Genomic DNA, 20,570 nt, shown 5'->3' with positions numbered 1-20,570 from the left:
GGAAATAACATGAGTAAAAGAATTTTAATAGTTGATGATGCAGCATTTATGAGAATGATGATAAAGGATATCCTGACGAAAAATGGCTATGATGTTGTAGGTGAAGCGGCTGATGGAGTGCAAGCTGTGGAAAAATACAAAGAACACCACCCAGACTTGGTTACAATGGATATCACTATGCCGGAAATGGATGGAATCACTGCACTTAAGGAAATTAAAGCAATCAATCCGAATGCAAAAGTCATCATGTGTTCTGCAATGGGGCAACAAGCAATGGTCATTGATGCAATCCAGGCGGGTGCGAAAGACTTCATCGTAAAACCTTTCCAAGCGGATCGAGTGATTGAAGCTATCCACAAAACTCTTTCCTAGAGGTGTCTGTTTTGTATGCCAACAAGATTTTACGTAGTTTACTAGTTATGGTGTTTCTATTTTCACTGCCGATGACAGGCTTTGCGAATGGTCTGGAGAACAGTGTGAAAAACCAATACGAAGAACCAAAAACGGATCAAACAGAAGGAGAACGAAACACTCCTTCTGAAGGTGATAAGGATATTTTGGAGCAAAAGCCGCCATCTGTTTCTTTTTTTGATTTTATCCAAATGATTTTCGCCCTGTTATTTGTATTGGCATTGCTCTACGGAGCTTTGAAACTAATCAATAACAGAAATAAGTTAGATAGTGGTCGTTCGGTTGAAAATATTGGTGGGACAAACCTCGGAAACAACAAATCTCTTCAACTTGTAAAAGTAGGAAACAGTGTGTTGGTTGTCGGGGTTGGAGACTCCATTAATCTTTTAAAAGAAATTACAGATGAACAAGAACGTGAACAACTGATTCAGTCCTATCGTGACCGCTCAGAGAATCTCGCAATCAATACAGATAGGCTATCAAGTTTGGTGGAGAAGCTTAAAAGTATGAAGAAAACTAAAAGTAAATCAAGTTTTTCATCACTTTTACAAGATCAATTAGGGCAATTATCTAAAGACCGGAAAACGAAGTTGACGGAAATGGATGATAAGAAGGAGTATGGACAATGACGGAATTCATGGAACTATTTAGTGGAAATGAAGCGTCGACTGTCTCCACATCCGTGCAACTTTTATTATTACTGACAGTTTTCTCATTGGCGCCGGCGATACTTATTCTGATGACGAGTTTTACTAGAATCATCATTGTATTATCGTTTGTCCGTACATCCCTTGCAACCCAATCGATGCCGCCAAACCAAGTCTTAATTGGCCTAGCTTTATTTTTGACGTTTTTTATTATGGCACCAACATTTTCACAAGTGAATGATCAGGCACTTCAGCCTCTTTTCAACGAAGAAATTACGCTTGATGAGGCATATGAAAAAGCGAGCATTCCATTAAAGGAATTTATGAGCAAACATACAAGACAAAAGGACTTGGCACTATTTATCGATTATGCAGGAATGGAAAGACCAGAAAGCATTGAAGATATACCTCTTACCGTTCTAGTTCCGGCGTTTGCCATCAGTGAATTGAAAACCGCCTTTCAAATCGGCTTTATGATATTTATTCCCTTCCTTGTTATCGACATGGTTGTTGCAAGTGTTTTGATGAGTATGGGGATGATGATGTTGCCTCCAGTTATGATTTCATTGCCGTTTAAAATTTTACTATTCGTCCTTGTTGATGGTTGGTATTTAATTGTTAAATCTTTATTGCAAACATTTTGAATGAGGTGTAGAAATGAGCCCGGAATTTGTAATATCTATGGCAGAGCGGGGAGTATATACGATTCTATTAATTAGCGCCCCTCTTCTGATACTGGCTTTAGTCGTGGGCTTGATTGTAAGTATTTTTCAAGCAACTACCCAAATCCAAGAGCAGACGCTAGCTTTTATACCTAAAATTGTAGCGGTATTGGTGGGATTGGTTGTTTTTGGTCCGTGGATGCTGTCCAACATGCTTTCCTATGCATTGGAAATTTTCAATAATATTCACAGGTATGTGAGTTAGTCCCATGCTAGAATGGGTGAACTATTTTCCGGCATATTTGTTAGTTTTAACAAGAGTGACAGCATTTTTTGTTACGCTTCCTCTCTTTTCTTATCGGAACGTTCCTTCGACTTTTAAAGTGGGTCTTGGATTTTTCTTTGCACTTGTCATGTCTTTTTCCTTAGACCTTCCAATCATCGGTATTGATGGGACATATATTTTGCTGGTCATAAAAGAGTTGATGGTAGGTTTGCTGATAGGTCTAGTTGCTTATATGGTTTTATCTGCCATTCAAATAGCAGGAGGTTTTATCGACTTCCAAATGGGCTTTGCGATTGCCAATGTTATAGACCCGCAAACAGGCGTACAAAGTCCTATCATGGGACAGTTTTTCTATATTTTTGCCCTGCTGCTCCTATTATCTGTAAACGGGCACCACTTAATGATGGATGGGATATTTTATAGCTATGAATTAATAGCGATCACGCAACCATGGATACCTCTTGGGGAATCACAAGTGTTTGAATTTATCTTAAGAACTATCAATACGATGTTTGTCATTGCACTTCAACTTGCCATTCCGATCGTCGGCGTTCTATTTCTAGTGGATGTTGCATTAGGGATCGTTGCTAGGACAGTTCCGCAACTTAACGTTTTCGTTGTGGGTCTTCCTTTAAAGATTGGGGTGAGTTTTATAACGATTATATTTTCACTCACCATACTTTTCACACTGTTTTATAAACTCTTTGAACTCATGCTTCATACGATGAGAGGTTTAATGGAATTGCTTGGAGGTTTTTAGATGGCTAAATTGGTGAGGTTAGACCTGCAATATTTCAGTGGTGAAAAGACCGAGAAAGCTACACCGAAAAAGAAGCAGGATACAAGAAAAAAAGGACAGGTTGCCAAAAGTGCTGATGTGAATACATCCTTCGTTCTAATTTCAGTCTTCCTATGTCTGTTGGCTATTGGTCCATGGATGAAGGTAGAGATCTTAAAACTTTTTGAACATTCCTTCCGCGTTTATTTGCTTGAGGAAGTGACTGTCCAAAAAGTTCATGTGATATTTCTGGAATTGATTATGCAATTGGTTTGGATCATCGGACCTATTATGCTTGCAGCCTTCCTTGGGGCTGTAATTGCTAATTATCTACAAGTTGGCCCTTTATTTTCAACAGAAGCAATTCATATGAAACTAAATAAGCTAGATCCTATTCAAGGATTCAAACGAATCTACTCCGTGCGCGCCATCGTCGAATTTGTTAAGTCTATGTTGAAAATAGTTTTTGTTGGGGTCATTACTTTTTCTATTTTGTGGATGAGTTTAGAAGAAGTGCTGATTCTTTCCCAAAAGAACTTACATGAGGCGTTTTCGTATTTAGGAAGCTTGACCGTGCGAATGGGGTTATTTGCTGGAGGAGCATTACTGTTTTTATCCATTTTCGATTATTTGTATCAAAAATATGATTATGAAAAGAACATCCGAATGTCCAAGCATGATGTGAAGGATGAATATAAAAAAGCGGAAGGGGATCCGCTAATCAAATCTAAAATCAAGCAAAAACAACGGGAAATGGCGATGCAGAGGATGATGCAGGATGTTCCTCAGGCAGATGTTATCATTACAAACCCAACCCATTATGCGATTGCATTGAAATATGATGAGTCAAAAGGTGATGCGCCGATCGTACTTGCCAAAGGAGTGGACTTTGTCGCCCAAAAGATTAAAGAGAAAGCAAAAGAACATAACATTGCCACAATAGAAAATAAACCGCTAGCAAGGTCTCTTTATGCACAGGCTGAAATTGGAGATGCCATTCCGGAAGAATTCTTTCAAGCAGTTGCAGAGATTCTGGCATATGTTTATCGGTTACAAAATCAAGTGAAATGATGGTTGGAAGAAAAGGAGAGATAGAAGTCTATGTCAGCTAGAGATTTATCCGTATTACTTAGTGTCATTCTAATTATTGCCATGTTAATTATTCCTTTTTATCCATGGATGCTAAGTATTTTTATCATTATTAATATCTCCCTTGCTTTGATTGTTCTTTTAACAACCATGAATATTCAAGAGCCTTTGCAATTTTCAATATTTCCTTCCTTACTTTTACTACTAACACTGTACAGGTTAGGTCTAAACGTTTCTACGACAAGATCCATTCTGAGTGAAGGTACTGCGGGTACTGTTGTAGAAACGTTTGGAACATTCGTTGTAGGTGGCAATGTCGTCGTAGGACTTGTTGTTTTCATTATTCTGGTAGTCATACAGTTTGTTGTTATTACGAAAGGCGCAGAACGTGTTTCCGAGGTGGCTGCTCGTTTTACGTTGGATGCAATGCCTGGTAAGCAGATGAGTATAGATGCAGACCTGAACGCAGGAATGATTTCGGAACAAGTTGCCAAAGAAAGACGTGAAAAAATTGCAAAAGAAGCGGACTTCTACGGAGCGATGGACGGAGCCAGTAAGTTTGTGAAGGGGGACGCCATTGCAGGGATCATCATCGTGTTCATCAATGTCATCTTCGGTATAGTAATCGGAATGGCGCAGATGGGATTAAGTTTTGCTGAATCTGCTCAAAAGTTTACTCTTCTTACAGTAGGGGATGGAATTGTTTCTCAAATTCCTGCCCTTTTAATAGCAACTGCTACAGGTATCGTGGTGACAAGGGCAGCATCAGAAGGGAATCTTGGTGGAGATATTACGAAACAATTGTTTGCCTACCCGCAGATGCTTTATGTTGCTGGTACCACTATTCTCCTCCTTGGAATTGCCACTCCTATTGGACCGTTGTTAACAGCACCGATTGCGTCTCTTATCATTGTTGGTGGGTACATGATAAGTAAAAAGCAAAAAGAAGATATTGTGGTGGAAGAAGAAACGGAAGAGGAAGTTGTGACAGACGAACTGAGGAGTCCAGACAGCGTAGTCAATCTTTTATCTGTCGATCCGGTTGAATTTGAATTCGGTTACGGGTTGATTCCATTAGCAGACTCCAAGCAGGGTGGAGACTTGTTGGATAGGATCGTCATGATAAGACGCCAACTAGCTCTTGAGCTAGGGTTAGTTATACCTGTTGTTCGCATAAGAGATAATATCCAGTTACAACCCAACGAATACCGTTTGAAAATAAAAGGAAATGAAGTCGCAAAAGGCGAGCTATTGCTTGATCACTACCTTGCCATGAGCCCAGGAATGGAAGAGGACAGCATTGAAGGAATTGCTACGATAGAACCCTCCTTTGGTCTCCCAGCTAAATGGATAAGCGAAGATATGAAGGATGAAGCAGAAATGTATGGTTACACCGTTGTCGATCCTCCTTCTGTGGTATCGACACATATTACAGAAAAAATGAAACAACATGCCTATGAGCTTCTTGGAAGGCAAGAAACAAAACAACTTGTCGATCATTTGAAGGAAAGCACTCCAATTTTAGTGGAAGAGGTAACACCATCACCACTTTCCATTGGGGATGTACAGAAAGTTCTTGCCAAACTATTGAAAGAAAACGTGTCAATCAGAAACCTACCTATTATTTTTGAAACGTTGGCAGACTACGGAAAAATGTCAGCAGACACTGACCTTTTAACGGAATATGTAAGACAAGCACTAAGTAAACAAATAACCAATCAATATGTCGTTGGAAATGAAACGTTTAAGGTCGTTACATTGGCAGGTAGAGTGGAAAAACTTATTGCTGATCATATTCAGCAAACAGACCATGGAAATTTCTTAGCACTTGATCCAAACGTATCGATGGAAATTGTCCAAAAAGTGGGAGAGCAGATGGAGAACTTTTCTGTGTATGAACAATCACCAATCCTCTTATGCTCCCCTGCTGTCAGAATGTATGTGAAGCAAATGTTAGATCGATATTTGCCGCAAGTACCTGTTCTATCCTATAACGAGTTGGAAGCAAGCATAGAAGTACAAAGCATCGGGGTGGTGAATGTGGAAGGATGAAAGTAAAAAAATATAAAGCCGAGAATATGCAACAGGCAATGCAACTGGTTCGTCTAGAATTGGGTGATGATGCAGTCATCCTTAATTCTAAAGCAGTCAAAACATCAAAATTTTTCGGGCTCCTTTCCAAAAAAGGAGTGGAAGTGATTGCTGCAGTGGATGAAGAACCCTCTACCCCAATAATGAAAACTAAGAATGCCAATATGCGACCAGAGTCGAGAATACAAGATTCCAAGGAAAGAATCTCTTCTCCAACATCAAAGGTAGAGCAGGATAAACTTTTTGACAGTATACAGGAAATGAAGAAGATGATGAAAAGCCTAACGAAAGAAAAGCAGAGGGACCCTTTGCTGCCAGACTACTTCATACATTTGGAAGAAAAACTCTCAAAAACGGATATTAACCCACTACAGGTTGAAGCGATGATGGATAGGTTGTACGAGAAGTGGTTGGAAAATAGAACATTGCCATATAAATCTATGTTGGAGCTAGTAGAAGCAGAAGTGCTTCAGTCTTTAGAAGAGGTATCGTTTGACCATAACCCTTACAAAAAGAAATTCATCTGCCTCGTTGGCCCTACAGGAGTAGGAAAAACAACGACATTGGCCAAATTGGCTGCTAACGCTTCACTTAAAAAAGGCAAATCCATCGGCTTTATTACAACAGATACTTACCGTATTGCAGCAATTGAACAATTGAAAACTTACGCTAGCATACTAGAAGCACCTATAGAAGTTTGTTATTCTGCCGAAGATTTTTTAGCTGCCAAAAACAAGCTTTCCCATTTGGATGTCGTCTTCATAGATACTGCAGGAAGAAATTTTTTAAACGAACGTTTTGTAGAAGAATTGAAGGAAGTACTCAATTTTAAAGAAGAAATGACCACATTTTTAGTATTATCTCTCACCTCTAAATTGTCTGATATGAAAAAAATAACGGACCAGTTTTGGAATGTAGGAATCCACCAATTCATTTTTACAAAAAAGGACGAAACAACGTCGGTAAGTTCCATGTATGAGATTTCTAGGACGTATAAAAAAGGGGCTGCGTTTGTAACAGACGGCCAAAATGTTCCTGAGGACCTTATTCCGTTCACAAAAGAACTGATGGTTCGCTCCATCATGGAGGAAATTCAAGAATGAATGATCAGGCAAGGGCGTTAAGAGAACAAGTAAAAAATTCAAAGCGACAGCCTGAAGAAGAAATTACGAAAAAAAAAGAAACCCGGGCCATTGCAGTGATGAGCGGTAAAGGTGGTGTCGGCAAGTCGAATTTCTCTTTGAACTTTTCCTTAACCCTTCAGAAAAAAGGCTATAAGGTATTACTTTTTGATATGGACATAGGCATGGCCAACATAGACATACTGCTGGGAGTAACTCAAAGATTTAGCATTCTGCACCTTTTTGAACGTAATCTTTCTCTAGAAGAAATTGTTCAGGAAGGTCCAGAAGGGTTATCTTATATTGCCGGTGGTTCTGGCTTAAAGGATATTTTCCATTTTGATGAACAAAAACGAAACCACTTTCTCTCTCATCTGCAACGATTGTCCTATCAATATGATTACATTATTTTTGATATGGGGGCAGGAATTACAAGTGAAAGTTTACAGTTAATCTTGGCATGTAATGAGATAATTTTAATCTCAACATGTGAACCTACCGCTATGACGGATGCCTACTCTGCCATGAAATTTATTCACAACCACGATCAGAATATACCTTTTCAATTGGTTGTCAATCGTGCAGTAAGTCCTAAACATGCGATAAATACCGCTCTAAGGCTACAATCTGTCACTAAACAATTCTTAAACAGAAACCTTTCCCATTTGGGATCTTTGCCTGACGATAAATATGTGACGTTAGCTGTAATGGAACAATCTCCATTTGTATTAAGATTTCCCAACAGTCATGTAAGTCGTGCCGTCCGTGAAATTGCTGCCAACTACTTGCATGGACGTGATACAACTGCCATCAAGAATACGAACACATTTATACATAAGCTTCGACGACTGTTCGGTTAGCTTTATGGGAGAGGAAGGGTTGTATCATGAACAAAGTAAAAGTACTTATTACAGATGACTCCATCTTTATGAGAAAGCTATTATCCGATTTGCTAGAGAAACATCCCAAGATAGAGGTAATAGCTACCGCTAAAAATGGAAAAGAAGCTATTGAGAAAATAAAAGAGTATACTCCAGATGTTGTCACCCTGGATGTAGAGATGCCCCTAATGAATGGCTTACAGGCACTAGAGGTCATTATGAGGGAGCATCCGGTTCCTACTATTATGTTATCAAGTACAACATCAGAGGGTTCCTTAAATACAATTATTGCGATGGAACAAGGTGCTGTTGATTTTGTTGCTAAACCATCAGGTGCCATTTCGCTGGATATACACAAAGTGAAAGATGAACTTATCAACAAAATACTGCTGGCGTCCAAATCAAACTTGACACTTTTCAAGCAACCTATTCAAAAAGAGAAGGAAATACTTTCCTCCCATAATATTTATAGTAAAATAGACCTATTAGGAAACCAACGTAAGGTTGGGGATGCATTGGTCTGTATCGGGACATCCACTGGTGGACCTCGGGCGTTGCAAACACTCCTTTCCATGATTCCAAAATCTTTTCCTGCACCACTTTTTATAGTGCAGCACATGCCTAGACATTTTACTAAGTCACTTGCTGATAGACTTAACTCCATGTGCAATATCACAGTACTTGAAGCCGTACATAATCAAAAAGTAGAAATGGGAACTGCCTATATTGCACCTGGAGATTATCATATGGAAGTGATAAAGCGTGCAGGAAGTCTCTTTATTCACCTTCATGATGCTCCGCCAAAAAGAGGTCATCGTCCTTCTGTAGACATGTTATTCCAATCTATTAGCACACTGGAAAACTACCAAAAAGTTGCCGTGTTACTTACAGGAATGGGGAATGATGGGACAGACGGATTGAAGCAGATAAAGGAAAGAGGAGCAACGGAAACATTGGCCCTTGCTGAGTCAGAAGAATCATGCATCGTATATGGTATGCCAAGGGCTGCAATACTTTCAGGTATGGTAGATGAAGTACATCATTTGAAAGATATGTCAAATAGAATTAACCAATATATTTTGTCATAGGGGTGCAATGAATGGACTTAAACCAATATTTAGATATTTTTCTAGAAGAGAGCAAAGAACATTTGCAAACTATCAATAATCAGCTATTAGAGTTGGAGAAACACCCTGCAAACATAGAAATTGTTAACGAAATATTCAGGTCTGCTCATACTCTTAAAGGTATGTCTGCCACAATGGGGTATGAGGATCTGGCCAGCTTGACTCATCAAATGGAAAACGTACTTGATCTTATCCGTAATGAAAAATTAAACGTTACCACCAACCTGTTAGACATCGTATTTCGTTCCGTTGAATACTTAGAGGAGATGGTGCTCTCTATTTCAGAAGGCGGAGACGGGAAAAAAGATGTCAGTGAAGTGGTTTCCCTTCTTGTAAAAATTGAGAAGGGGGAAGAATACTCCTTGCCAGCAAAGTCAGATGATCAAACAACTTCAGAACATACATATGATTCTTATGAAGTTACCATCATGCAACAATCCGAGGAACAGGGATACACCCCATATGAAGTTACTATAACTCTAAGACCGGATTGTCTGTTAAAAGCCGCAAGGGTATTTATGGTATTTGAAGTGGTAGAGGGAATGGGAGAAGTAATCAAATCCAACCCTTCCGTCGATCTGCTAGAGGAAGAAAAATTTGAAAATAGCTTCCAAATTACAATGGTAACAAAAGAAGAAGTAAGTACGATTAAAGAAAAGATAATGAAGGTATCTGAGCTTGAAAAGGTAACGGTTATTAAGCTAGATACGCAACTTCTTGCCGCGTTCGAGGCAGATAGCTCCGTAGAAGTTGCAGTGGAAGAAGTGACACAAGCACAAGCAGAAGTGGCTCCAACAACAGCTGTATTGGAAAAAAAAGAGGACAAGCCGACCCCAGTAAAGGCTACACCAGGATCCAATAAAACAATCCGAGTAAGTATTGACCGATTAGACGGATTAATGAACTTGTTTGAGGAGCTTGTAATAGACAGAGGCAGATTAGAACAAATCTCTAAAGATCTAAATGAACCTGAATTAATTGAAACAGTGGAGAGAATGTCTCGTATCTCCAATGATTTACAAAATATTATCTTAAACATGCGTATGGTTCCAATAGAAACAGTCTTTAATCGTTTTCCTAGAATGGTAAGACAACTCGCGAGAGACCTTGGAAAAAAGGTGGACATTGATATTATCGGGGCGGAAACTGAGCTTGATAGAACCGTGATGGATGAGATTGGAGATCCTCTCGTTCATTTATTGCGCAACGCAATCGACCATGGCATTGAGACACCTGAGGTTAGAAACCGTAATGGAAAGCCAGAAGAAGGGAAAATAACGCTGAAAGCTTATCATAGCGGAAATCATGTTTTTATTGAAATCATGGACAATGGTGCCGGTATCTCGAAAGAAAAGGTTCTTAATAAAGCCATCAGTAAAGGGGTCATTTCTCAACAAGAAGGGGAAAGGTTAACCGAACAAGAAGTATTTCAACTAATCCTTTCTTCTGGTTTTTCTACCGCAGAAGTGATTTCTGATATATCGGGCCGTGGCGTTGGACTTGATGTTGTGAAGAACACAATAGAGTCATTAGGTGGGAGAATCACCATTGATTCTCTTGAAGGTGTAGGCACAACATTTTCCATCCAGCTCCCGTTAACGCTCTCCATCATCTCTGTTTTATTAACGGAGTTAGAGAATGAAAAATATGCGATTCCTTTATCTTCTATTATAGAGACTGCCATCATTAAAAAGGAAGAGATCCTAACGGCGCATAATCAGGAAGTCATCGACTTCAGGGGGAAAATCGTACCTGTTGTCTACTTGGAAAAAGTGTTCCAAGTGCAAAAGCAGCAAGTAGAACGGCCAGATTTTTATTCACTTGTTTTAGTAAAAAAAGGCGAAAAAATAGCCGCATTAGTGGTGGATTCGTTCATTGGACAACAAGAAGTAGTACTGAAGGGGCTAGGACAATACCTAAACTCAACTTTCGCAATCAGCGGAGCAACCATCCTCGGCGACGGCCAAGTAGCCCTTATCGTAGACTGTAATGCTCTGATAAAATAAAGTTCGTAGCTGTTGATTGGAGCAAAAGGCGAAGACTCCTCGAAAATGCTAAGCATTTTCGTGTGATGATCAGCTGTCCAAGCCTTCCTTGTCCTGAGGGAGATAGCGTTAGCTGGAGACCCCGCAGGCGTAGCCGAGGAGGCTCTCGTCAGCCCCTAGGAAAGCGCAGCCTTTTGCGTAAATCACCGGCGGTGTTAAAAGAAACCATTTATTATATAAGAACATATAAGAACAGGAGGCAACACTGATGGAGGCAACCGAAAAGAAATTAATGCTAATAGTATTCGAACTCCAAAAAGAAGAATACGCGATACCAGTCCAACAAGTACGTTCCATTGAAAAACTTTTGCCAATCACACGTGTTCCAAACGTCCCTCCCCATATAAAAGGAGTTATCAACCTAAGAGGCGTCATCACTCCAATAGTGGACTTGCGCACAAGGTTCAACCTTGAGGAAAAACTGGAAACAGACGCTTCCCGCATCATCATCACCGTAGTAGAGGAGCATGAAATAGGATTTATTGTAGATGCTGCCAATGACGTAGTGGATATCACAGAGGAGGCAATCGAACCTGCACCCGAGGTGGTAGGCTCGGTAGAAAATAAATACGTTAAAGGTGTAGTAAAAATCGACAAAAGATTATTCGTATGTCTAGATCTAAATGAAATCCTGCAGTTAGATCAATCCAAAGTTTGAGGGCGTATAGATGAATAAATTTAACGAACTAGATCTCTTAAAGGAGTTAGGAAATATAGGGGCAGGCAATGCAGCAACTGCTTTATCCCAACTACTTAATAAAGAGATAAATATGAATGTCCCTCTAGCAAAAATTGTTTCTTTTAATGAGATGATGGACTTAATGGGTGGATCAGACAGACCTGTAGCTGCTGTCTTTTTAAGGATGGAGGGCGAATTATCTGGAAGCTTGTTCTTTGTTTTATCTTTGAAAGATGCAACAAAACTGATAAATCAACTGATTCCTGAGAAAAAAATAAGTGTTGATGAACTTCCTTCACATGAGCTTGGTCTTTCCGCTTTGCAAGAGCTGGGAAATATAATATCTGCACATTATTTGACTGCGTTATCTGAGTGCATCGGGCTTAGTGTTACACCTTCAGTACCAGAAGTCACCATTGATATGGTTGGAGCAATTGTCGTAACTGGACTGTTGGAAATCTCCCAAGTCAGTGACCATTCCATTTTTATTGATACAGAATTGACGGAAACAACAGATAGCCAGGTCGAGAAGACGAAAGGCCATTTTTTCCTCATTCCTTATCCGGACTCATTTGAAAAAATAGTGGCAGCTTTAGGTGAAGGATAATGATGAGTGTAGAAGCAGTCATTAAAGTTGGTATAGCAGAAATGGGAATAGTGAAAGCTCCTCAACTAATTCGAACTGCCGGACTTGGGTCATGCGTAGGGGTTGTGATATATGACACCACCACCAAGATTGCCGGAATGGTCCATATCATGCTTCCCGACTCAAATCTGACAAGACAGACTCCTATCAATGCAAATAAGTATGCAGATACAGGGATTCTTCATCTAGTTGACACCCTTCTTCTCAAAGGAATCAAGTCCTACAGCATGAAAGCCAAAATTGCAGGCGGAGCTCAGATGTTCCAGTTTAGCAGTACGAGCGCTGACATGATGAGAATTGGGCCGAGAAATGTAGAAGCGGTAAAGGAGAAGCTATCCGCCTTACATATTCCATTGATTAGTGAGGACTGTGGGGGCAGCAATGGAAGAACCATTGAATTTAATCCTGAAAACGGGAAGTTAATGATAAAAACCGTTAATAAAGGAGTATGTTACATTTAACCGCTTTCGGTCTTAGGAGTACATTAGGAGGAAAGCCATGACTACTTCAACTACAAACAAAGATACTCTCTATTGGGATCTTTGGAAAACAAAAAAAGATCCTGACGCAGGGGACTATTTAGTAAAAAAATATATGCCTCTTGTTCATTATCATGTTCAAAGGATTTCAACAGGACTTCCTAAAAGTGTGAAAAGGGAAGAATTGAAAAGCTTGGCATTTGTCGGTTTATTTGATGCCATTGAAAAATTTGACCCGTCACGCGATTTGAAATTTGATACCTATGCTTCTTTTAGAATAAGAGGATCCATTATAGACGGTTTACGAAAAGAGGACTGGCTTCCAAGAAGTGTAAGAGAGAAGGCAAAAAGAATCGAGGCCACTCTAGAAAAACTAGAACAGAAACTGATGAGAAACGCTACCTTGGAGGAAGTTGCTACATACTTGGGGATGCCGGAAGAGGAAGTCTCCACTGTTATGCATGAAGTCTTTTATTCAAACATATTGTCGATGGATGAGATGCCAAAGGAAAATGATGACCAATCACATGGGGCATATGTTCTCAAAGATGATAAGGTTATTTCTCCAGAAGATGAATTACTCAAGTCGGAACTCATCCATCAACTAGGTGAACAGATTGAGAATCTAACGGAAAACGAACAAATAGTGATTAGTTTATTCTATAAGGAAGAATTAACTTTGACAGAGATTGGACAAGTGTTGGGACTTACAACATCCCGGATATCCCAAATACATTCCAAAGCTATCTTTAAATTAAGAAAACAATTGAATCCTATACTATAATTTTTTGGCCGCCTGTTGTCCAATAAGGGCAGCAGGCAAATGATAAAAGGGTTGTGAAGACATGTTAATAATTTTTACTATTGTAAATTTCGCACTTATTCTTCTTGCGATTTTTTTTATTATTTTACTTTTTATCAAGATCTCCAAAGTTCAACAGCTAGAACAAGAGTACCGTACCCTGTTACAAGAAGCAGAAGATACCATCACGAGCTATGTATTGGAATTAAAAGAAGAAAACAGCTCCTTCTTGCAAAAACTGTCCAATACCAATCCTGACAACTCCCAATTAGACAAACAAGAAAGCTTTGATACTAGGGAAAATGAGATTACGGAAGAAGATCTAAAGAACTTATTAACGCAAGAGAACGTCAAGAAAGATGACATAGAAACTTTGATTGTTGAGAGGCCTTTTGAGGAATGGAACTACAAAGATCAGGTAAAGCATTTAAGCGAAAAAGGGCTTTCTTCTTCTGAAATTGCCAAAAAACTAAATAAAGGAAAAACAGAAATAGAATTGTTGTTGAAATTTCGACAATGAAACCTATTTAAAACTTGATTGTCAAAAGTGATTATGATATATTTATTTTCGGTGTTATAAATTCACACGTTTGCCGATCTAAGCATTGGTGCTGATTCGTCAGTTTTGCTTAGAGATGACGTTAACGGAGGAAAAAAAACCATTAGGAGGAATATAACATGTCAGTAATTTCTATGAAACAATTATTAGAAGCTGGTGTACACTTCGGTCACCAAACTCGTCGCTGGAACCCAAAAATGAAGAGATATATCTTCACTGAGCGTAACGGCATCTACATCATCGACCTTCAAAAGACTGTTAAAAAGGTTGAAGAAGCTTACAACTTCGTTAAAGAACTTGCAGGTAACGGCGGAACAGTATTATTCGTTGGTACTAAAAAGCAAGCTCAAGATTCTGTGAAGGAAGAAGCAGAACGTTCTGGAATGTACTATGTTAACCAACGTTGGTTAGGTGGAACTTTAACTAACTTTGAAACAATCCAAAAGCGTATCTCTCGTCTTAAAGCAATTGAAAAAATGCAAGAAGACGGTACTTTCGAAGTACTTCCTAAGAAAGAAGTTGTAATGTTGAAGAAAGAGCTTGAGCGTCTTGAGAAATTCTTAGGCGGAATCAAGGACATGAAAGGTCTTCCTGATGCATTGTTCATCATCGACCCTCGCAAAGAGCGTATCGCTGTTGCAGAAGCAAGAAAATTAAACATCCCTATCGTTGGTATCGTAGACACTAACTGTGATCCAGACGAAATCGATGTTGTTATCCCTGCAAACGACGATGCTATTCGCGCGGTTAAACTATTAACTGGTAAAATGGCAGACGCTATCTTGGAAGCTAAACAAGGCGAAGAGACAGCTACAACTACTGCATAATTTGATTGAAGAAAAGGTGATAAGAGGGGAAAGCCTTTTATCACTTTTTTTTGGAAAATATGACATTCGTAATAAAAAATACTTACATATCCTAAGGAGGAAATGAACAATGGCTGTTACTGCTCAAATGGTAAAAGAATTACGTGAAAAAACTGGCGCTGGCATGATGGATTGCAAAAAAGCGTTAACGGAAACAAACGGAGACATGGAAAAAGCAATCGATTTCTTGCGTGAAAAAGGTATTGCTAAAGCTGCTAAGAAAACAGACCGTATCGCTGCTGAAGGTCTAACTGCTATCGTAACAAAAGGAAACGAAGCGGTAATTCTTGAAGTAAACTCAGAGACTGACTTCGTTGCGAAAAACGAAGGCTTCAAAACACTTGTAAACGAACTAGGTGAATTCCTTATCTCCCACAAGCCTGAGTCTGTAGAAGCTGCTCTTGAAGCTAAAATGGACAACGGTGTTGCAGTTTCTGAACACATCAACTCTGCAATTGCTAAAATCGGTGAGAAATTAACTCTTCGTCGCTACACAATCGTTACAAAAACGGATGCAGACGCATTCGGTGCTTACTTACACATGGGCGGACGTATCGGAGTATTGACTCTTCTTGAAGGTACTACTGATGAAGCTGCTGCAAAAGACGTTGCTATGCACATCGCTGCGATCAACCCTAAATACATCTCTCGTGACGAAGTTTCTCAAGAAGAAGCAGACCGCGAGCGTAAAGTACTAACAGAACAAGCTCTAAACGAAGGAAAGCCAGAAAACATCGTAGCTAAAATGGTAGAAGGCCGTCTTGGAAAGTACTTCGAAGATATCTGCCTACTTGACCAAACTTTCGTAAAGAATCCTGACATGAAAGTACGTCAATTCGTAGAAAGCAAAGGCGCTACTGTAAAATCCTTCATCCGTTACGAAGTTGGAGAAGGAATCGAAAAACGTCAAGACAACTTTGCTGAAGAAGTAATGAGCCAAGTTAAAAAATAAGAGGAACAACATATATAAAAGGGGAACACATATGTGTTCCTCTTTTTGAAAGGATAGGCTTGATATATCTCAAACCTATTTCCCTGTTGACTGTAGTGCAAGGTGTGAGACTCCGAAGGGAGGTAGCGGTAGGTTGAGACCCCGCAACGATGTGAGGAGGCTCAAGCACCGCCCTTCGGAAAGCGAACACCTGGAACGGAAGGAAACAGGAGTAAACGAAAATCTCAACCCTTTTATTAATGGAGGTTACTATGGCTCAAGCTAAATATCAACGTATCGTACTAAAACTAAGCGGAGAAGCCCTTGCAGGTGAACAAGGCTTCGGAATCAACCCATCTGTCATTAAATCCGTATCCCAACAAGTAAAAGAACTAACCGAACTAGGTGTAGAAGTAGCAGTCGTCGTAGGCGGCGGTAACATCTGGAGAGGAAAAGTCGGCAGCGAAATGGGTATGGACCGTGCATCAGCAGATTACATGGGCATGCTTGCAACTGTTATGAACTCCTTAGCACTTCAAGATAGTTTAGAGAACTCCGGTGTGCAAACACGAGTTCAAACGTCCATTGAAATGCGTCAGGTTGCTGAACCTTACATTAGAAGAAAAGCAATTCGTCACTTAGAGAAAAAACGTGTCGTCATTTTCGCAGCGGGAACAGGAAACCCATACTTCTCCACAGATACAACTGCAGCATTGCGTGCAGCGGAAATTGAAGCGGACGTCATCTTGATGGCGAAGAACAATGTTGATGGAGTATACAGTGCAGATCCTACTATCGACGCGACTGCAACTAAGTATGATACATTATCTTACCTAGATGTATTGCGTGAAGGACTAGCTGTTATGGACTCTACTGCTTCATCTTTATGTATGGACAATGATATTCCAATTATCGTTTTCTCCATCATGGAAGAAGGGAATATTAAACGTGTAGTATTAGGTGAAAATATCGGAACGATTGTGAGGGGGAAATAATTATGGCAAATCAAGTTATTACTCAAACAAAAGACAGAATGGAAAAAGCGGTACAGGCTTACTCCAGAGAACTGGCAACAATCCGTGCAGGTCGCGCAAGTGCAGCACTACTTGATAAAGTGACAGTTGACTATTATGGTGCGCCAACTCCAGTCAACCAATTGGCTTCTTTAAATGTACCTGAAGCAAGACTACTTGTGGTACAACCTTATGATAAAACATCATTAGGTGATATCGAAAAAGCGATCATCAAAGCAGACCTTGGATTAAATCCATCCAATGATGGTACAGTAATCCGTATCTCCATCCCTGCTTTGACAGAAGAGCGTCGTAAAGATCTAGTAAAACAAATCAAGAAAATTTCTGAAGAAGCGAAAGTTGGTATCCGCAATATTCGCCGCGATGGAAATGATGATTTGAAGAAATTAGAAAAGAACGGAGAAATCACGGAAGACGAGTTACGCGGTTATACAGATGACATCCAAAAGCAAACTGACGCGTTCATCGCCAAAGTTGATTCCGTTACAAAAGAAAAAGAAAAAGAAATCATGGAAGTATAAGCGATTTACATGTAAAATAGAAAGATGGAAAGACCCTCTAATGTTTACAGGGGGTTTTTTTGTTAATACTGTTACTATAAATGGATAGACCCTATCGGTACGTCTGTTTATTTTTAATGGAGGATTTTTATGCTGAAGAAAATACAAGAGTGGAGAGGCAAAGAAACCTCTAAATCGCTTAGCTTAAAAGAAGAAATAATGAACCACCCTATCCCAGAGCATATCGCCATCATTATGGACGGCAATGGAAGGTGGGCAAAAAAACGTGCAATGCCGAGAATAGCTGGTCATCATGAAGGAATGAAAACGGTAAGAAAAATCACCAAGGCTGCCAATAGCTTGGGGGTAAAAGTTTTGACCATGTATGCTTTTTCAACTGAAAATTGGAAACGACCAAAACTCGAAGTCGATTTTCTGATGAAATTGCCAGAAGAGTTCCTCGGTACATTCCTGCCAGAATTAATGGAAGAGAATGTACAAGTTCGACTTATGGGGAATAAGTCTGATCTACCTGAACATACTCTTAGAGCTGTTAACAATGCAATGGAGAAAACGAAGGATAACACTGGACTTATTCTTAACTTTGCTTTAAATTATGGGGGACGCGATGAAATTCTCCGTGCTGTAAAGGATGTAGCTGCTGATATCAAAGATAACGCACTTACAACCGATCAATTAACAGAAGAGATGTTCTCTGAATATCTTTTCAGTAATTTATTACCGGATCCAGATCTTTTAATACGTACAAGCGGTGAAATACGATTAAGTAATTTTATGCTATGGCAGTTGGCGTATGCAGAATTTTATTTTACAGATGTACTATGGCCTGACTTTGAAGAAAATGATTTATATGAGGCAATTAATAGTTTTCAAATGCGCGGGAGAAGATTTGGTGGTATATAAGAAGGTGTTGGACATACAATGAAACAAAGAATTATTACAGCTGTTATTGCAGCAGCAGTTTTTTTACCAATCGTTATTTATGGGAAGCTCCCATTTGTTGTCTTTATCTATTTTCTGGCAACAGTCGGACTATTTGAAGCAATGAGAATGAAGCGTATGTCTTTGGCAAGTGTACCAGGAGTATTGTCATTGTTACTTCTATGGTTTCTGATGATACCTTCAAACATGTATGAGGCAGATTCGCTAATACTCTCAAAAATGGATTTTATCCTTCTTATCGCCCTTTTGCTATTATCGTACACGGTTCTTTCTAAGAACAAGTTTACATTCGATGATGTTGGATTCCTATTGATTTCGACTATCTATGTAGGTTTAGGCTTTTATTATTTCATAGAAATTAGAGAACTTGCGTTAGCGTTTGTGTTCTTCGCTTTATTCGTTATTTGGACGACAGATTCAGGAGCTTATTTTATCGGAAAGTCAATGGGAAAGACCAAATTATGGCCAGAAATCAGTCCAAATAAAACAGTAGAGGGATCTCTTGGTGGGGTAATTTGTGCAATTGTCGTAGGGGTAATTTTTCACTATGTTGTGGATTTCGATCACAGCCTCTTCGTCACCATCTTAATTGCCATCCTTTTATCTATTTTTGGACAAATTGGCGATTTGGTGGAATCTGCACTTAAAAGACATTACAAAATTAAGGATTCAGGTTCTATATTACCTGGTCATGGTGGGATATTAGATCGCTTTGACAGCCTTCTTTTCGTATTACCACTTTTGCATTTTATACATATCTTTCTTTTCTGACACATTGTAGGAGAAGGCTTTTGGAGAGGTGAGTGTTGGTGAGGAAAATAAGTCTATTGGGAGCATCAGGCTCAATAGGAATTCAAACAATAGAAGTAATTAGGCAACATAGCGATCAATTTCAGCTATTAGCTTTCAGTGTGGGTGGAAATGTCAAAGTCGCACAAGAGTTGATACAGGAATTTAATCCGCTCGTGGTCTCGGTGCAAACTAAGGAAGATTGTGAAGCATTAAAAAGTCAATTTGCTTCTACAGATATCCGCTTTGTTTTTGGCGAGGAGGGGTTAATTGAAGTGGCAACTCTCCATGAAGCAGATGTGTTGGTTAATGCTGTGATGGGGAGCGTGGGACTCGTCCCTACCCTACATGCCATTGAAAATAAAAAGGTGATTGCACTTGCTAACAAGGAAACTCTCGTCACAGCTGGCCATATCGTGATGGAGGCAGCTAGAAAGCATCAAGTTCCTATAATTCCCGTAGACAGCGAGCATTCCGCGATTTACCAATGTCTTCAAGGGGAAAAAGAGAAAAACATTGAAACCATCATACTCACAGCATCAGGAGGAAGCTTTCGCGACCGAACGAGACAACAGCTGGAAGGCGTAACAAGAGAAGATGCACTCAATCATCCAAACTGGTCGATGGGTGCCAAAATAACCATTGATTCTGCTACCATGATGAACAAGGGATTGGAAGTAATAGAAGCTCATTGGCTGTTTGATATTCCTTATGAGAATATTCAAGTGGTTTTGCACAGGGAAAGTGTCATCCATTCGATGGTAGAGTTTCATGATACCAGTATCATTGCCCAGCTTGGAACACCAGATATGAGGGTACCTATCCAGTACGCACTGACATACCCGGATAGATTGCCTCATCCAACAGGCAAAAGGTTGAACTTTATGGAAATGGGTAAGCTCCATTTCGAAAAAATGGATTTTGACCGTTTTCGGTGCTTACAGTACGCTTTTGATGCAGGAAAAGCAGGTGGTACCATGCCAACTGTGTTAAATGCAGCAAATGAGATTGCTGTTGATGCTTTTCTTAATGACAGAATAGAATTCCTTACCATAGAAACATTCATTGAAAAGGCAATGTCCAGGCATTCCATTCAGGTAAATCCAGATTTACAAACGATCAGGGAAGTGGATTTGGAAACAAGAAACTATGTTCGTTCACTAATAGATTAGAGGTGGAAATCT

At 39.6% G+C, this 20,570-nt stretch carries 23 protein-coding genes; all 23 read left to right on the top strand.

Going from position 1 to position 20,570, the window contains the following annotated elements:
* Nucleotides 1–9 precede the first annotated feature (9 nt).
* The 23 genes from FZC76_RS01470 to dxr all read left to right on the top strand — a co-directional run bounded on the left by FZC76_RS01470 (nt 10) and on the right by dxr (nt 20,558).
* Nucleotides 10–372, top strand: a complete 363-nt coding sequence (locus FZC76_RS01470; protein ID WP_010193369.1) for a response regulator — start codon at nt 10–12, stop codon at nt 370–372.
* An 11-nt stretch (nt 373–383) separates the two neighbouring features.
* Nucleotides 384–1,040 (top strand): flagellar biosynthetic protein FliO, encoded by a 657-nt coding sequence (locus FZC76_RS01465; protein ID WP_148986496.1) that lies wholly within the window; start codon nt 384–386, stop codon nt 1,038–1,040.
* Nucleotides 1,037–1,702 (top strand): flagellar type III secretion system pore protein FliP, encoded by a 666-nt coding sequence (fliP, locus tag FZC76_RS01460; protein WP_148986495.1) that lies wholly within the window; start codon nt 1,037–1,039, stop codon nt 1,700–1,702. Before FZC76_RS01465 ends, fliP begins: the two co-directional genes overlap by 4 nt.
* Before the next feature lie 13 nt (nt 1,703–1,715).
* Nucleotides 1,716–1,985, top strand: coding sequence for a flagellar biosynthesis protein FliQ (gene fliQ / locus FZC76_RS01455; RefSeq protein ID WP_010193366.1), 270 nt, complete (start codon nt 1,716–1,718; stop codon nt 1,983–1,985).
* A gap of 4 nt (nt 1,986–1,989) precedes the next feature.
* Nucleotides 1,990–2,766 (top strand): flagellar biosynthetic protein FliR, encoded by a 777-nt coding sequence (fliR, locus tag FZC76_RS01450; RefSeq protein WP_148986493.1) that lies wholly within the window; start codon nt 1,990–1,992, stop codon nt 2,764–2,766.
* Complete coding sequence (flhB, locus tag FZC76_RS01445) at nt 2,767–3,855, top strand: flagellar biosynthesis protein FlhB (protein WP_148986492.1); 1,089 nt, start codon at nt 2,767–2,769, stop codon at nt 3,853–3,855. It abuts the gene before it with no gap.
* A gap of 30 nt (nt 3,856–3,885) precedes the next feature.
* Complete coding sequence (gene flhA / locus FZC76_RS01440) at nt 3,886–5,925, top strand: flagellar biosynthesis protein FlhA (RefSeq protein WP_148986491.1); 2,040 nt, start codon at nt 3,886–3,888, stop codon at nt 5,923–5,925.
* On the top strand, nt 5,922–7,067 hold the full coding sequence (gene flhF, locus FZC76_RS01435; protein ID WP_148986489.1) for a flagellar biosynthesis protein FlhF: 1,146 nt from the start codon (nt 5,922–5,924) through the stop codon (nt 7,065–7,067). The genes flhA and flhF overlap by 4 nt, the downstream gene beginning before the upstream one ends.
* Nucleotides 7,064–7,945, top strand: coding sequence for a MinD/ParA family protein (locus FZC76_RS01430; protein ID WP_148986488.1), 882 nt, complete (start codon nt 7,064–7,066; stop codon nt 7,943–7,945). Before flhF ends, FZC76_RS01430 begins: the two co-directional genes overlap by 4 nt.
* A gap of 26 nt (nt 7,946–7,971) precedes the next feature.
* A complete protein-coding gene (locus tag FZC76_RS01425; protein ID WP_148986486.1) occupies nt 7,972–9,054 on the top strand; it encodes a protein-glutamate methylesterase/protein-glutamine glutaminase in 1,083 nt (360 codons plus the stop codon).
* A gap of 11 nt (nt 9,055–9,065) precedes the next feature.
* Nucleotides 9,066–11,099, top strand: a complete 2,034-nt coding sequence (locus tag FZC76_RS01420; protein WP_148986485.1) for a chemotaxis protein CheA — start codon at nt 9,066–9,068, stop codon at nt 11,097–11,099.
* Nucleotides 11,100–11,346: 247 nt separating this feature from the next.
* Nucleotides 11,347–11,796 (top strand): chemotaxis protein CheW, encoded by a 450-nt coding sequence (locus FZC76_RS01415; protein WP_148986483.1) that lies wholly within the window; start codon nt 11,347–11,349, stop codon nt 11,794–11,796.
* Nucleotides 11,797–11,806: 10 nt separating this feature from the next.
* A complete protein-coding gene (locus tag FZC76_RS01410) occupies nt 11,807–12,424 on the top strand; it encodes a chemotaxis protein CheC (protein WP_148986481.1) in 618 nt (205 codons plus the stop codon).
* A complete protein-coding gene (locus FZC76_RS01405; RefSeq protein ID WP_148986480.1) occupies nt 12,424–12,924 on the top strand; it encodes a chemotaxis protein CheD in 501 nt (166 codons plus the stop codon). Before FZC76_RS01410 ends, FZC76_RS01405 begins: the two co-directional genes overlap by 1 nt.
* A 37-nt stretch (nt 12,925–12,961) precedes the next feature.
* Entirely contained in the window at nt 12,962–13,726 is a 765-nt protein-coding gene (locus FZC76_RS01400; protein WP_148986478.1) for a FliA/WhiG family RNA polymerase sigma factor, read from the top strand.
* A 61-nt stretch (nt 13,727–13,787) separates the two neighbouring features.
* On the top strand, nt 13,788–14,264 hold the full coding sequence (locus FZC76_RS01395; protein WP_148986476.1) for a hypothetical protein: 477 nt from the start codon (nt 13,788–13,790) through the stop codon (nt 14,262–14,264).
* Nucleotides 14,265–14,422: 158 nt separating this feature from the next.
* The gene (gene rpsB, locus FZC76_RS01390; protein ID WP_060665922.1) at nt 14,423–15,130 is read left to right on the top strand and encodes a 30S ribosomal protein S2; all 708 of its coding nucleotides are present in this window, start codon (nt 14,423–14,425) and stop codon (nt 15,128–15,130) included.
* A 109-nt stretch (nt 15,131–15,239) separates the two neighbouring features.
* The gene (tsf, locus tag FZC76_RS01385; RefSeq protein ID WP_148986475.1) at nt 15,240–16,121 is read left to right on the top strand and encodes a translation elongation factor Ts; all 882 of its coding nucleotides are present in this window, start codon (nt 15,240–15,242) and stop codon (nt 16,119–16,121) included.
* Between the two features lie 251 nt (nt 16,122–16,372).
* Entirely contained in the window at nt 16,373–17,095 is a 723-nt protein-coding gene (pyrH, locus tag FZC76_RS01380; RefSeq protein WP_148986473.1) for a UMP kinase, read from the top strand.
* A 2-nt stretch (nt 17,096–17,097) separates the two neighbouring features.
* On the top strand, nt 17,098–17,655 hold the full coding sequence (gene frr, locus FZC76_RS01375) for a ribosome recycling factor (protein WP_060665925.1): 558 nt from the start codon (nt 17,098–17,100) through the stop codon (nt 17,653–17,655).
* Nucleotides 17,656–17,784: 129 nt separating this feature from the next.
* Nucleotides 17,785–18,558 carry an isoprenyl transferase gene (locus tag FZC76_RS01370; RefSeq protein ID WP_148986472.1) on the top strand — a complete coding sequence of 258 codons (774 nt, stop codon included), beginning with the start codon at nt 17,785–17,787 and terminating at the stop codon, nt 18,556–18,558.
* Nucleotides 18,559–18,576: 18 nt separating this feature from the next.
* Nucleotides 18,577–19,368, top strand: a complete 792-nt coding sequence (locus FZC76_RS01365) for a phosphatidate cytidylyltransferase (RefSeq protein WP_148986470.1) — start codon at nt 18,577–18,579, stop codon at nt 19,366–19,368.
* Between the two features lie 38 nt (nt 19,369–19,406).
* Nucleotides 19,407–20,558: a 1-deoxy-D-xylulose-5-phosphate reductoisomerase gene (gene dxr / locus FZC76_RS01360; protein ID WP_148986469.1), complete on the top strand. Its 1,152-nt coding sequence runs from the start codon at nt 19,407–19,409 to the stop codon at nt 20,556–20,558.
* Nucleotides 20,559–20,570 lie beyond the last annotated feature (12 nt).

It is taken from the genome of Sutcliffiella horikoshii (assembly GCF_008180725.1).
GTDB classification, from domain to species: domain Bacteria; phylum Bacillota; class Bacilli; order Bacillales; family Bacillaceae_I; genus Sutcliffiella_A; species Sutcliffiella_A horikoshii_B.
This window is presented reverse-complemented; position numbering and strand designations above follow the sequence as displayed.

Excerpts from the sequence above, each read along its gene's own strand:
- FZC76_RS01470 (WP_010193369.1), top strand. The coding sequence starts at position 10 with ATGAGTAAAAGAATTTTAATAGTTGATGATGCAGCATTTATGAGAATG.
- fliP (WP_148986495.1), top strand. The coding sequence starts at position 1,037 with ATGACGGAATTCATGGAACTATTTAGTGGAAATGAAGCGTCGACTGTC.
- fliQ (WP_010193366.1), top strand. The coding sequence starts at position 1,716 with ATGAGCCCGGAATTTGTAATATCTATGGCAGAGCGGGGAGTATATACG.
- fliR (WP_148986493.1), top strand. The coding sequence starts at position 1,990 with ATGCTAGAATGGGTGAACTATTTTCCGGCATATTTGTTAGTTTTAACA.
- flhB (WP_148986492.1), top strand. The coding sequence starts at position 2,767 with ATGGCTAAATTGGTGAGGTTAGACCTGCAATATTTCAGTGGTGAAAAG.
- flhA (WP_148986491.1), top strand. The coding sequence starts at position 3,886 with ATGTCAGCTAGAGATTTATCCGTATTACTTAGTGTCATTCTAATTATT.
- flhF (WP_148986489.1), top strand. The coding sequence starts at position 5,922 with ATGAAAGTAAAAAAATATAAAGCCGAGAATATGCAACAGGCAATGCAA.
- FZC76_RS01430 (WP_148986488.1), top strand. The coding sequence starts at position 7,064 with ATGAATGATCAGGCAAGGGCGTTAAGAGAACAAGTAAAAAATTCAAAG.
- FZC76_RS01425 (WP_148986486.1), top strand. The coding sequence starts at position 7,972 with ATGAACAAAGTAAAAGTACTTATTACAGATGACTCCATCTTTATGAGA.
- FZC76_RS01420 (WP_148986485.1), top strand. The coding sequence starts at position 9,066 with ATGGACTTAAACCAATATTTAGATATTTTTCTAGAAGAGAGCAAAGAA.
- FZC76_RS01415 (WP_148986483.1), top strand. The coding sequence starts at position 11,347 with ATGGAGGCAACCGAAAAGAAATTAATGCTAATAGTATTCGAACTCCAA.
- FZC76_RS01410 (WP_148986481.1), top strand. The coding sequence starts at position 11,807 with ATGAATAAATTTAACGAACTAGATCTCTTAAAGGAGTTAGGAAATATA.
- FZC76_RS01405 (WP_148986480.1), top strand. The coding sequence starts at position 12,424 with ATGATGAGTGTAGAAGCAGTCATTAAAGTTGGTATAGCAGAAATGGGA.
- FZC76_RS01400 (WP_148986478.1), top strand. The coding sequence starts at position 12,962 with ATGACTACTTCAACTACAAACAAAGATACTCTCTATTGGGATCTTTGG.
- FZC76_RS01395 (WP_148986476.1), top strand. The coding sequence starts at position 13,788 with ATGTTAATAATTTTTACTATTGTAAATTTCGCACTTATTCTTCTTGCG.
- rpsB (WP_060665922.1), top strand. The coding sequence starts at position 14,423 with ATGTCAGTAATTTCTATGAAACAATTATTAGAAGCTGGTGTACACTTC.
- tsf (WP_148986475.1), top strand. The coding sequence starts at position 15,240 with ATGGCTGTTACTGCTCAAATGGTAAAAGAATTACGTGAAAAAACTGGC.
- pyrH (WP_148986473.1), top strand. The coding sequence starts at position 16,373 with ATGGCTCAAGCTAAATATCAACGTATCGTACTAAAACTAAGCGGAGAA.
- frr (WP_060665925.1), top strand. The coding sequence starts at position 17,098 with ATGGCAAATCAAGTTATTACTCAAACAAAAGACAGAATGGAAAAAGCG.
- FZC76_RS01370 (WP_148986472.1), top strand. The coding sequence starts at position 17,785 with ATGCTGAAGAAAATACAAGAGTGGAGAGGCAAAGAAACCTCTAAATCG.
- FZC76_RS01365 (WP_148986470.1), top strand. The coding sequence starts at position 18,577 with ATGAAACAAAGAATTATTACAGCTGTTATTGCAGCAGCAGTTTTTTTA.